13 protein-coding genes are annotated in these 12,130 nt (G+C 71.9%); 4 read left to right on the plus strand and 9 right to left on the minus strand.

The annotated features are described in order from the left end of the window. Positions 1 to 67: 67 nt before the first annotated feature. On the minus strand, positions 68 to 262 hold the full coding sequence (locus RWH44_RS04355; protein ID WP_316003586.1) for a hypothetical protein: 195 nt from the start codon (positions 260 to 262) through the stop codon (positions 68 to 70). A 25-nt stretch (positions 263 to 287) separates the two neighbouring features. On the opposite strand from RWH44_RS04355, the gene RWH44_RS04360 reads away from it, so the two are divergent. Then, complete coding sequence (locus RWH44_RS04360) at positions 288 to 803, plus strand: CGNR zinc finger domain-containing protein (RefSeq protein WP_316003587.1); 516 nt, start codon at positions 288 to 290, stop codon at positions 801 to 803. A gap of 63 nt (positions 804 to 866) precedes the next feature. Here RWH44_RS04360 and RWH44_RS04365 read toward each other — a convergent pair whose 3' ends face one another. Genes RWH44_RS04365 through RWH44_RS04390 form a run of 6 tightly spaced genes read right to left on the minus strand, consistent with a single transcriptional unit; the run spans position 867 to position 7,154 of the window. Then, positions 867 to 2,321: a sodium/solute symporter gene (locus tag RWH44_RS04365; protein ID WP_316003588.1), complete on the minus strand. Its 1,455-nt coding sequence runs from the start codon at positions 2,319 to 2,321 to the stop codon at positions 867 to 869. Then, positions 2,318 to 2,710, minus strand: a complete 393-nt coding sequence (locus RWH44_RS04370; RefSeq protein WP_316003589.1) for a heavy metal transporter — start codon at positions 2,708 to 2,710, stop codon at positions 2,318 to 2,320. Before RWH44_RS04370 ends, RWH44_RS04365 begins: the two co-directional genes overlap by 4 nt. 43 nt (positions 2,711 to 2,753) lie before the next feature. Continuing rightward, positions 2,754 to 3,458, minus strand: coding sequence for a LytR/AlgR family response regulator transcription factor (locus RWH44_RS04375; RefSeq protein ID WP_316003590.1), 705 nt, complete (start codon positions 3,456 to 3,458; stop codon positions 2,754 to 2,756). Next, entirely contained in the window at positions 3,455 to 4,627 is a 1,173-nt protein-coding gene (locus tag RWH44_RS04380) for a sensor histidine kinase (RefSeq protein WP_316003591.1), read from the minus strand. The genes RWH44_RS04375 and RWH44_RS04380 overlap by 4 nt, the downstream gene beginning before the upstream one ends. Positions 4,628 to 4,640: 13 nt before the next feature. Then, positions 4,641 to 4,877 (minus strand): YbdD/YjiX family protein, encoded by a 237-nt coding sequence (locus tag RWH44_RS04385; RefSeq protein ID WP_316003592.1) that lies wholly within the window; start codon positions 4,875 to 4,877, stop codon positions 4,641 to 4,643. 15 nt (positions 4,878 to 4,892) lie between these two features. Further along, positions 4,893 to 7,154 (minus strand): carbon starvation CstA family protein, encoded by a 2,262-nt coding sequence (locus RWH44_RS04390; RefSeq protein ID WP_316003593.1) that lies wholly within the window; start codon positions 7,152 to 7,154, stop codon positions 4,893 to 4,895. A gap of 319 nt (positions 7,155 to 7,473) precedes the next feature. Here RWH44_RS04390 and RWH44_RS04395 point away from each other — a divergent pair, with 319 nt between their 5' ends. Further along, positions 7,474 to 7,785, plus strand: coding sequence for a GNAT family N-acetyltransferase (locus RWH44_RS04395; protein ID WP_316003594.1), 312 nt, complete (start codon positions 7,474 to 7,476; stop codon positions 7,783 to 7,785). After that, on the plus strand, positions 7,782 to 8,804 hold the full coding sequence (locus RWH44_RS04400; protein ID WP_316003595.1) for a pirin family protein: 1,023 nt from the start codon (positions 7,782 to 7,784) through the stop codon (positions 8,802 to 8,804). Before RWH44_RS04395 ends, RWH44_RS04400 begins: the two co-directional genes overlap by 4 nt. 101 nt (positions 8,805 to 8,905) lie before the next feature. Here the strand turns inward: RWH44_RS04400 and RWH44_RS04405 are convergent, their stop codons facing one another. Continuing rightward, positions 8,906 to 10,051, minus strand: a complete 1,146-nt coding sequence (locus RWH44_RS04405; RefSeq protein WP_316003596.1) for a M15 family metallopeptidase — start codon at positions 10,049 to 10,051, stop codon at positions 8,906 to 8,908. A 128-nt stretch (positions 10,052 to 10,179) separates the two neighbouring features. After that, positions 10,180 to 10,872 carry a hypothetical protein gene (locus tag RWH44_RS04410; RefSeq protein ID WP_316003597.1) on the minus strand — a complete coding sequence of 231 codons (693 nt, stop codon included), beginning with the start codon at positions 10,870 to 10,872 and terminating at the stop codon, positions 10,180 to 10,182. Positions 10,873 to 11,001: 129 nt separating this feature from the next. Between RWH44_RS04410 and RWH44_RS04415 the strand changes: the two genes are divergently transcribed. Continuing rightward, positions 11,002 to 12,105: an Rv2578c family radical SAM protein gene (locus tag RWH44_RS04415; protein ID WP_316003598.1), complete on the plus strand. Its 1,104-nt coding sequence runs from the start codon at positions 11,002 to 11,004 to the stop codon at positions 12,103 to 12,105. The last annotated feature ends 25 nt before the right edge of the window (positions 12,106 to 12,130 follow it).

Raw genomic sequence — 12,130 nt, forward strand, 5'->3', positions numbered from 1 at the left:
CGACGGGTGGCGCCTCACACGGTCGCGAACCCTCCGACGCCGAGCAGCAGACGACGCCTCGTCGACGTCACGCGATGACACGCGAGACGGCGGTGGGCGGTATCGCCGCCGCCGCATCGGCATCCACGCGCCAGGCGTCGCACCCCGCGCAGCGCACGTATCGCACGCGTCCGGCGCTCGTGGCGTGCACCGATTCGGTGACCCAGCCGTGCTCGTGGACGGATGCCGCGGCGGCGGCCGATCGGGTTCGGGAGGCGGTCATGATCCCAGCGTGTTGTAATGCCCTTATGCATCTCAACCCTTACGGGGAGTACGCGGTCCTGCTCGCCGCCTCGCTCGCGAACGAGTGGCCGGACGACCGCGCGGGGATCGAGGAGCGGACGATCGAGATGGGGATGACGATGCGCTTCCCCGTGGCATCCGACGATCACAAGAGGACGCGAGCGGTCATCGACGAGTGGCTGCGCGTCGTGGATGAGGCCGATCCGGCCGGACGGGCCGCGCTGCTGAATGAGCAGATGGCCGCCGTCGCGGCGTATCCGCGTCTCACGGATCACGACGGTGAGGGGTGGCACCTGCACTACCGCGACAGCGACGAGGCGCTGCCGCGCGTGCTCGCGGCCGTCATCTCGGTGGGGACCTCGCTGCACCTCGTCACCCGCGGGATGGACCGCCTCGGCCGCTGCGCATCGGAGCCCTGCGACCGGGTGGTGGTCGACGTCACGCGGAACGGCCGTCAGCGCTACTGCTCGGTGCGGTGCGCGAACCGGGCCGCCGTCCGGCGGCATCGCGCCCGCTCCTGAGCCGGCGGGCGCGGACGCCGCACCTCGACCTCGGTTTCCGCCCACGGCGGGGGAGCGGGTGAGTCAGGCGTCCGGCGTGTGCAGCCGCGCGAGATAGCGCTCCACGCGCACCGGCACGCCGCCGCGATCGCGCAGCGAGACGACCACGATGACCGCGGTCGTGAGCGGAACGGCCCACGCCGCGGGCTGAGCGAACACCACGGCCCACCCGCCCGAACCGCGCAGCATCCCACCCGCCAGCAGGGCGGCACCGCACGACACGGCCCCCACGACCATGCCGGCCACCGCCCCGCGCGCCGTCAGGCGCGGCCACCACACCGCGAGCAGCAGCACGGGCGACAGGGTCGAGGCGGCGAAGACGAACACCAGCCCTACGCTCGCCACCAGGCCCGCGGGCTCCGTCAGCAGAGCGACGGCGAGCGGCACCACGGTGCACAGCACCGCCGACACGCGGAAGGAGCGGACCCCGCCACCGAAGACGTCCTGACTGACCACTCCGGCGAGCGAGACGACGATTCCCGACGTCGTCGCCAGGAAGGCCGCGAACGCTCCCGCCACGAGCAGCGCCGTGAGCAGTTCGCCGACGAGGCCGGGGAACACGCGCGAGGGCAGGGCCAGAACGACCGTGTCGGCCACCCCGGCGACCGCGAGGTCGGGGGCGACGATGCGCGCGAGAAGACCCATGGTCGACGAAACCGCGTAGAACGCCCCGATGAGCACGATGACCACGACCGTCGTGCGCCGAGCCGACGCCCCGTCGGGGCTGGTGTAGAACCGCACGAGCACGTGGGGCAGGCCGATCGTGCCCAGCAGGAGAGCGAGCAGCAGCGACGAGGTCGCGTAAACGTCGAGGGCTCCCGGTCCGCTCTCGACGGGGAAGACCTGCACCGGATCGATGTCGCGGGCGCCGCCCGACAAGGCCGCGAGCAGGAAAACCGCGGGCACCAGCAGGGCCGTGAGCTTGAGCCAGTACTGGAACGCCTGCACCGCGGTTATCGCGCGCATTCCCCCGGCGGCGACGATCGCGGCGACCAGGACCGCCACCACCACCCCGCCCGTCCACGGCGGGACGTCGGCCACGACCCCGAGCGCGAGCGCCGCCCCGTGCAGCTGGGGCACGATGTACAGCCAGCCGATCACGAGCACGACGACGCTGGTGACCCTCCGGGCGCCGCGCGACTCCAAGCGAGCCTCGACGAAATCGGGGATCGTGTAGGCGCCGCTGCGCCGCAGCGGGGCCGCGACGAACAGCAGCACCAGCAGGTATCCCGCGGCGTAGCCGATCGGGAACCAGAACCCCTCCGCCCCCGAGAGCAGCACGAGCCCCGCGAGCCCGAGGAACGTGCCCGCCGAGAGATACTCGCCGCTGATGGCGGACGCGTTCCAGAGGCTTCCGACACTGCGCGAGGCGACGAAGAAGTCGCTGCGCGTGCGGGAGGAACGGATACCGGCGAACCCGAGCACGGCGGTGATCACCACCAACAGGCCGACCGCCGTCAGGTCGAACACCGGATTCACGCGGCGTCCCCCGGCTCGGTGAGCTGGCGGTAGCGCCGCTCGTTGCGGGCGGCCGCGCGGGCGTAGATGAGCGCGAACACGAGGATCAGCGGGTAGAAGCCGTAGGCGTGCAACAGCCACGACATCGGGACCGACCACAGCACCGGGTCGCCGAGGGCCGGGAGGGCCGCGATCACCCCCGTGAGCGCCGCGGCCATGACCACGAACGCCGTGACGCACCCGATCGCCAGCCGCAGTTGCGCGCGCACGAGACCGCGCGAGAAGACCGCGTCGGCCTCGTCGGCGACCCGGCCGGGCAGCGCGAACCCGCGCGTGGGCGCTCTCGTCACGCGTCCCGCGGTGGATGCCGTGACCCGCACGCGCGGGGGCGGACGCGACTCGGGATTCATGGCATCCCCCGGTCGCCTCGACCGAGGGGCTCCGGACGCCACCTCATCCGCGCAGCGCCTCGCGCACGGCCGCGACGAGCCGACGGCTGACGGGGAGTTCGATGTCGCTCAGGGCGAGAGTGGGGGCGGTGCCCGACAAGCGCATCTCGACGACCGCATCGCGGTGCACGAGGTACGACCGGTGCACCCGCACGAAGCCGGCGTCGGCCCATCGCTCGGCGAGATCGGACAGGGGAACGCGCACCAGGTGGTCGCCACCGGGGGTGTACAGCCGCGAGTAATCGCCGTTGGCCTGCACCCAGCGCACCTCGGCCCGCCGCACCCAGCGGGTCTTCGAGCCGACCGTGACCGGGATCGTCTCGTCTTCGGCAGCATCGACGCCCGCCCCGGCCGCGAGCGCCCGCCCGAGCGCGCGGGAGAGCCGTTCCACGCGGACGGGCTTGAGCACGTAGTCGACCGCCTCGAGATCGAACGCCCGAACCGCACCGGAGTCGTCGGCCGTCACGAACACCACCGCGGGCCGCACGCGCAGGCCCGAGAGCGCCCGGGCGAGGTCGAAGCCCGTGATCCCGGGCATATGGATGTCGAGGAAGGCCACCGCCACCTCACCGCGTTCGAGCACCCGCAGCGCCTCGGCTCCCCCGTTCGCCGTGTGGACGGTCGCCACGCGGGGATCGGCTGACAGCAGCGCCGCGAGTTCGCGCAGCGCCGGAGCCTCGTCGTCGGCGACGAGGACCTCGACGCTCACGCGTGCACCGTCTCGTGCAGCGGCTGCGACTTGGGCACGCGCAGGCGTACCGTCGTGCCCGCGCCCACGTTCGTCTCGACGACCAGGCCACCGGCGGGGCCGTAGAGCTGGCGCAGGCGCGCGTCGACGTTGCGCAGACCGACGTGCGACGAGGGCGCGTCGAGATCGAGCAGGGCCGCCAGTTCGTCGGGGTCCATTCCGACCCCGTCGTCGTCGACGATGACCTCGGTGTGCGTGCCATCGTCGATCGAGGTCACCGTGAGCACTCCTCCGCCCTCGCCCGGCTCGAGACCGTGCCGCACGGCGTTCTCCACGAGCGGCTGGACGGAGAGGAAGGGGATGACGGTGGCCAGGGTCTCGGGCGCGATGCGCAGACGCACGGTGAGGCGCTCTCCGAAGCGCGCGCGCTCCAGCTCCAGGTAGGAATGGATGCTGCGCAGCTCCTCCGCCAGGGTCGTGAACTCCCCCTGCCGACGGAACGAGTACCGCGTGAAGTCGGCGAACTCCAGCACGAGGTCGCGCGCCCGGGGTGGATCGGTGGAGATGAACGAGGCGATCGCGGTCAGGGCGTTGTAGATGAAGTGCGGGCTGATCTGGGCGCGCAGCGCGCGCAGCTCCGCCTCGGCGAGGGCCGCCCGCGACGCGTCGAGGCCGGAGAGCTCGATCTGGGCCGCGCACCAGTCGGCGACGTCGCCCGTCGCGCGAACGAGCGGGGCGCGCGCCTCGTCGGCGAACGCGACGACCGCTCCCCACACCCGGCCGTCGACGACGATCGGGGCGCCCACCGCCGAGCCGCCGTGCTCCGAGAACACCTGCCGCCGCCCCGTGTCGTACACGCGCGCCGCGACCCGGCGGGCGGACGTCGCGAGCGTGTCGGGCCCGTCGAGCGCCACGCGGTCGGCGCCCGACTCCACGATCGCCACCGCGTCGGCGCCCAGCAGCACTCGCAGGTGCGTTGCGGCCCGTTCGGCGTCGGGTTCGTCGCGGCCCCCGCGCAACGCCGCGGCGGCGGCCGCCGCGACGTGCAGTGTGCGGTGCGTCGCGCGGTCGGCGTCGCTGCCCAGGTCGCGCGAGTCCCTCGCGAAGCGCCGGGCGGACAGGAGCGCGAGGGTCAGGATCGCGCCGACCACGACCCCCACGGCGCCCGCGAGCAACGGTGCGTCCAGCATCCTCGCAGCCTACTCAGCAGCATCGCGCGCCGGGGTTGCGGTCCTGTTCGTCGGATCGCTGCCGCCAGAACTGCCGCTCCGTGAGCGGTTGCGCGGCGGGGTGGTGAGCCCGGAGGTGACGGACGTACACGTCGTAGGCGCGATCGCCCATGAGGGTCGTCACGTACCACCGGATGCCACGGCCCGCCCGCACGAGTCGGGCGCCCAGGCTCTCGCGGGGGCAGGGGGTCGTGGCATCCGTGCGGTCCATGATCGGCGGCCGGCCTCAGTGCGCCGAGGCGGTCGGGCGGTCGGGGTGGTCGGCGGGAAGAGCCTCCCACTGCTTCTCGATGACGCGCTCCTGCTTCGTGGCAAGGAAGCCCGCGGCGGCGAAGCGCCGCGAGGGGACGGGCGCGTCTTCGAGGTTGTCGCCGCCGCCGGCGCGCAGCGCCTTCGCCGTGACGATCACGGCCATGACGATGACGATGATCGCCAGCGTCACGAAGATGACCGACAGCACGCCCTGCACGAACGTGTTGCGCACGACCGCCTCCATCGCAGCCACGCTCTTCGCCGTTCCGAACTCGGTCTTGCCCTCGGCCAGAGCTCCGCGGAAGGCGAAGTGGTTGGCCCAGTACCCCACCGCGGGCACCGGCGAGAAGATCTTGTACATGGATGCCGTGATGGTCACGACGGCGGCGAAGGCCAAGGGCAGAGCGACGATCCACAGCCACCGGAAGTACGAGCGACCCCGCTTGGCGACGATGGCCAGGACCACGGCGAGCGCGATGGCGGCCAGCAGCTGGTTGGCGATGCCGAACAGCGGGAAGAAGGTGTTGATGCCGCCGAGCGGATCGGTCACGCCCAGGATGAGGATCGAGCCCCACCCGGCGACCATCACCGCCGTGCAGATCCACACCCCGGGTCGCCACGACAGGTCCTTGAACTTCGGGATGACGGTGCCGATCGAGTCCTGGAGCATGAAGCGGGCCACGCGGGTTCCGGCATCCACCGCCGTCAAGATGAACAGGGCCTCGAACATGATCGCGAAGTGGTACCAGAAGGCCATCATCGCCTGACCGCCGAGGGCCTGCTGCATGATGTGCGCGAGACCGAGGGCGAGGGTCGGGGCACCGCCGGTGCGCGAGACGATCGAGCTCTCGCCGACCGCCGCCGCGGTGGAGGTGAGCATGTCGGGCGTGAGGTTGACTCCCGCGAGCCCGAGTCCGTTGACGAAGGCCACGGCGCCCTCGACGGTGCCGAGGGTCGCGGCCGGCGAGGAGTTCATCGCGAAGTAGATGCCGCGGTCGATCGACAGCGCCGCCACCAGCGCCATGATCGCCACGAACGACTCCATGAGCATGCCGCCGTAACCGATGAAGCGCGTCTGGCGCTCCTTCTCGACGAGCTTGGGGGTCGTGCCCGAGGCGATGAGCGCGTGGAATCCGCTCAGGGCACCGCACGCGATCGTGACGAAGAGGAACGGGAAGATCGGACCACTGAAGACCGGGCCCGTCTGACCGCCGGCGAATTCGCTGAACGCGGGGACCGAGATCTCGGGGCGCACCAGCACGATCGCGCCGGCGAGCATGACGATGACACCGACCTTCATGAAGGTCGAGAGGTAGTCGCGCGGGGCGAGCAGCAGCCACACCGGCAGCACCGCGGCCACGAAGCCGTAGACGATGATGCCCCAGGCGATGACGGTGCGGTCGAGGTGGAAGGCCGCGTAGCCCCACTCGGTCGAGGCGACCCAGCCGCCCGCGACGATCGCGCCGATCAGCAGCACGAAGCCGATGATCGAGATCTCGGTGATGCGGCCGGGGCGGATGTAACGCAGGTACAGGCCCATGAAGAGGGCGATCGGGATGGTCATCGAGACGCTGAAGACGCCCCAGGGGCTTTCGCCGAGGGCGTTGACCACGACGAGGGCGAGGATCGCGACGATGATCAGCATGATCAGCAGGCTCGCGAGGATCGCGGCGGTGCCGCCGATCTTTCCGAGCTCGTCGCGGGCCATCTGGCCGATTGTCCGGCCGCCGCGACGCATCGAGAAGAACAGCACGAGGTAGTCCTGCACCGCGCCCGCGAGGATGACGCCGACGATGATCCAGATCGTTCCCGGGAGGTACCCCATCTGGGCGGCGAGCACGGGGCCGACGAGGGGACCGGCACCGGCGATGGCGGCGAAGTGGTGGCCGTAGAGCACGCGGCGGTCGGTGGGGACGAAGTCCTTGCCGTCGGCCTTGCGCTCGGCGGGGGTGGCGCGGCGGTCGTCGGGGCGCGTGATGTAGCGCTCGATGACCTTCGAGTAGAACCGGTAACCGATGAGGTACGTGCAGACGGCGGCGAACACGAACCAGATCGCGTTCACCGTCTCCCCGCGCACGATCGCGAGCATCGTCCAGCCCAGACCGCCCAGCAGGGCGATCCCGATCCAGAGGGCGATCTTCGCCGGGGTCCACCGGCTCTCGAGCTTGTCGGGCGGTACCGCGACGGGCGGAAGATTCGGGTCGGTGACGACGTCGTCGTCGACGGATGCGCTCATGATGCCTCCAGTTCGCGGCTCTGCGGACTCGCCGACACTAAGCGGATGCCGTGCCCCGGCGCGGTGGCATCCGTCGATCGTGCGGTGAGCGGCGTGAACGGTGCGACGAGCGGCGCCGCGTCCCGATCGCGACGCGAGTCGTCGGGTCACCGGGCTCGTCGACGGGAGCGGAACGGGGGTCGCGCCGGCGTCTTCGACGAGCTCGCCCACCTCCCCCGGTCCCGAGCCCGCAGGACAGTCGGATGCCGCGGTGTCGAGGGGGTGCGGAACATCCATGCCAGCGCATACGTTGCTGTGAGCACCGACGACAGGAGACCCCATGGCCGACGACCTGACCGTGACCCGCAACGACGAGGCGCACCGCTACGAGATCCACGTGGGCGACGAGCTCGGCGGGTTCCTCGAGTTCGAGCCCGCGGGCGACCGCGTCGAGCTCCCCCACACCGAGATCGACCCGGCCTTCAAGGGGAAGGGTCTCGGCTCGAAGCTCGCGAGCGAGGCGTTGAACGATCTCGCGCGGCGCGGCGACACCGTCATCCCCTCCTGCCCGTTCGTGGCGCACTACCTCGGCGAGCACGACGTCGAGGGCCTCTCGGTGGAGTGGCCCGAGGGCGTCGACGAGGCGTCGTGACCCGCCTCGACGTCGCCCCGCCCGAGGCGGAGGGCCCCGTCGAATGCGACGGTCCGCGCGCGCTCGTCGTGGAGGCGCGCGAGGTGCCGCTGGGTGGGGTGCGCGGCATGGAGGTGCACCGCACGCTCCCGCACCGTTCGCTGCCGATGGTCGGCGCATGGTGCTTCCTCGACCGGTTCGGTCCGCAGGACACCCTGATGCGCGTCGAGCCGCACCCCCACATCGGTCTGCAGACGGTCACGTGGCCGATCATCGGCGAGGTGCGGCACCGCGACACCGTGGGCAGCGATGTCGTCGTGCGTCCCGGCGCGCTGAACCTCATGACCAGCGGCGCGGGCATCGCCCACTCGGAGTACTCGGTCGGCGAGGGCCCCATCCCCCTCGACGCCCTGCAGCTGTGGGTGGCGCTCCCCGAATCCCGACGGCACGGCGCCCCCGCGTTCGAGCGACACGACGACCTGCCCGTGCTCGACCTCGGCGGCGGCGCCGACGCGGTCGTGGTGATGGGCGAGTTGGACACGGTGGTCTCCCCCGCGACCGTCCACACGCCGATCGTGGGCGCGGAAGTGCGCCTCCCCGCGGGAGCGACGGTTCGCGTGCCGCTGCGGGACGACTGGGAGTACGCCGTCTACGGAATGACCGGTACCGCCGAGGCGGTGACCGGAGTGGATGCCGTCGACGCCGACGCCGCGAGACGACCGGCGCCGGCGCTCGAGGCGGGGTCCACGGCATCCGTCGATCACACGCGGCTGGTCTACCTCGGCACCGGTCGCGATCACCTCGAGCTGCGCAGCGACGAGGGCGCCCGGGTGTTCCTGCTGGGCGGCGAGCCCTTCGAGGCCGACATCGTCATGTGGTGGAACTTCGTCGGCCGCACGCACGACGAGATCGTCGCGGCGCGCGAGGAGTGGGAGGCCCGCGGAGCGCGGTTCGGCGAGGTCGTCGACCACGGCCCCGAGCGCATTCCGGCGCCTCCGCTGCCCGCGGTGCGCCTCACCGCGCGACGGCGTCGGGTCTGACCCGCGCGAGCGGCTGATCCGCGGGGCGCCGACGCGCGGCGAGCCGCGCCCAGGCGTGTACGAGCACGGCGACCAGCGCCCCGTGGCGCGTCGAGATGCGCTCAGTACGTCGGCGCCGCCGGCAGCCCGAAGAACTCTTCGAGCGTGGTGTAGCCGCCCTCGTGGTACGCCTGCGCCAGCTCCGGTCCGATGTAGCGCAGGTGCCACGCCTCCGGCTCGTACCCGCTGTAGTCCTCGCGCCCTTCGGCGTAGCGGGTGATGAAGCCGAACTCCCACGCGTGCTCGCGCACCCAGGCACCCTGCGCCGACGCGGCCACGTCGTCGAGCGTTCCGCACGAGCCGTTGCACGGGACGATGTCGACGGCTTTGCCCGTCTGGTGCTCGCTGAACCCCGGCCGCGCGCTCTCGCGATCGGCTTCGGCGACGCCGCCCACGGCGACGCGGCCGGCATAGGTGGACTGCTGCGTGGAGTAGGAGCGGAAGGCGCTGAGATAGCCGATCTCGCCGGCCCCGGCGTCGGACGCGGCGCGGACCATCGCGCTCAACGCCTCGGCGGGAGCGGCCCGCAGCGCCGACTGCTCGAGGGCGCGCACGTTCGACGGCATCACGAGGTCGCCCGGGTAGTAGTCGATCGGGTCGAGCGGGCGCTGCTTGTTGACCACGAGCCACTCGCGATCCGGATCGCTGAGCGAGACGCAGGGGGCGATCCCGGATGCCACCGCGGAGCGGAACGCCGCCCCACCGCCCGCCGCGGCGATCGCGGCGGTGTCGTCGCCCTGGGCGAGAGCGGTGGTGAAGTCCGGGTCGTCGCACGGGGTGGCGGTCGCGGCGACCGCGGCGACCTGGGGCACCGGCAGTCCCTCGTCGGAGATCGCCGGGGGGCCGGCCACGGCGGCGGTGACGGTGTCGTCGACGGATGCCGAGGCCGCGACATCGTGCGCCGAGCCCGCGGCTGCGCCGATCGCCACCGCGACGCCGACGACGACCGCGACGGATGCCCCGACCACGACGGCGAGACGTCGGCGGCGGTGCGCGGGAAGGGCCGCGATGAGCTGCGGAAGACGGCGCCAGGTCGCACTGCGCGCCTCGGCCTGCTCGTCAGCGGGGAGCGCATCCGCACTCGCCGCCTCGCGCAGCTGACGCCGGGTGGGGGCGGGAGGCGGGACCTGCGCGAGCACCGCCGTCGCGAGTCGCTCGGCCTCCGCGCGCGCGGCGCGGCGGGGGGACAGCTCGGGATCGGGGGACATGAGTGCTCTCATTCTCCCCCGGCTGCGCGCCGCGGTCGAGCCCGCCGCTCGATCGGCGCTGTCACGGGGCGGGAGACGCCTCCGCCTTCTCACCGCCCGTCCGCTCGGACGACACGGTTCCCGGAACGCTAGGCGAGGCCGCTCGACGCCACCTCAGCCGCCGCGAAGAGCGCGACCACGATGCTCAACAGCCCCGCGACCAGCAGGAGCGAGGGATGCGCGAGCCCGATCACGAGGCGCCGGGTGCGCGGCAGCTCGGTGAGGAATTCGTCGGGGATGCGGTGGCGCACGGGCACCCCCGCCCACCCGCGAAGGCGGGCGATGTAGCCGACGCAGCGGAAGACGAGGACGGCCCAGAGCATCGCGACGACGAACGGCACGACGGCGCCGAAGATCTCGAAGGCCTCGACCCACGCCTTCTCGGCGTCGGCACCGGTGTCCTCCGCCAGCTGGACGGCCACCGCGGCACCGAGGACGACCGATCCGACCCACAGGATCAGCGCGCCGAGCACGGCGAAGAACCGCGCGAAGAAGTGCCCGAGGATGGACTCCTCGTACTCGAGGTGCGTGCGCGGCGTCTGCGCGAGCACCAGCAGCGTCGCTCCGAGTGACGGCAGGGCCCCGAGCAGGGAGACGACGACCCCGGCGGTCTCGTCGTCGACCCAGAGCTCGCAGACGACGAGCAGCACCACCGCTGCGGCGAGCCAGATCCACCCCGAGAGGGTGGGATGCCGCACCAGGAAGAGCGGATGCAGGGACTCGACCCGGCGCGCGGATCCGTTCACGAGGGCGTGGCCCCACACGTGCCGGTCCGCATCCATGTCCGCCCCCTGTCGACCCGCGCGGCGAGCGGGCTTCGCAGTCACAGTAGCGGTTCTCCGTTCGCCCATGCGGACGCATGTGGAAAGGGCGATCTTGCGCTGCGGTAGAACATGTGTTCGACTGTTCACATGAGATGGCAGGGTCAGCAGCTGGGCGTCGACGACGCGGCGGCGCTGCCCGGCATGGAGCGCATGGACGGTCTCGTCCGGTCGGTCACCACTCCTGAGTTCGCGGGGATGACGTTCCATGAGGTGCTGTGCAAGACGGCCCTCAACCGCGTTCCCGGGGCATCGGCCATGCCGTTCGACTGGACCGTGAACCCCTACCGGGGCTGCAGTCATGCGTGCTCCTACTGCTTCGCCCGCAAGACGCACGAGTATCTCGACCTCGATTACGGCGCGGACTTCGACTCGCAGATCGTCGTGAAGGTCAACGTCGCCGACGTCCTCCGCACCGAATTGCAGCGCGGATCCTGGGCGCGCGAGCCGGTCATGCTCGGGACGAACACTGATCCCTACCAGCGGGCGGAGGGCCGTTATCGCCTGATGCCCGAGATCGTCGCAGCCCTCACCGACAACGGCACGCCCTTCTCGATCCTCACGAAGGGCACGCTCCTGCGGCGCGACCTGCCGCTGCTCACCGAGGCCGCCCAGCAGGTCACGGTGTCACTGGCGATGTCGATCGCCGTCTTCGACGCCACCCTCCAGCACTCGATCGAGCCGGGCACCCCCAGCGCCGAGGCCCGACTCGAGACGGTTCGCGCCGCGACGGCGGCGGGATTCCGCGTGACGGTGTTCCTCATGCCGATCCTCCCCCACCTCACCGACTCGATCCCGGTCCTCGACGACGCCCTGGCACGCCTGCGTGCGGCCGGCGCCGCAAGGGTCGTCTACGGCGCGTTGCACCTGCGCCCGGGCGCCAAACAGTGGTTCTTCGAGTGGCTCGAACGTGAGCACCCGCACCTCGTGTCGTCGTACCGCGGCCTCTACCCGGGCGTCTCGGTGACGGCGCCGAAGGCCTATCGCACCTGGCTCGGTAAGCGCATGCGTCCCCTGTTGCGGATGCACCGCCTCGACGGGTGGGACGAAGACGACCACCCCCGCGGCCGCCCGCAGCCGGGGCTCGCCGCCCGCGCGCCGGCCACGAGCACCCTCGGTCCGATCCGCAGCACCGCAGGCCTTGCATCCGGTCGGCCGCGGGTCGCCCCGGCGAGCGAGCCGACGCTGTTCTGAGCGGCGGATCGGCGAACCGCGATGA

This window comes from Microbacterium phycohabitans, assembly GCF_032464935.1.
GTDB classification, from domain to species: Bacteria; Actinomycetota; Actinomycetes; order Actinomycetales; family Microbacteriaceae; genus Microbacterium; species Microbacterium phycohabitans.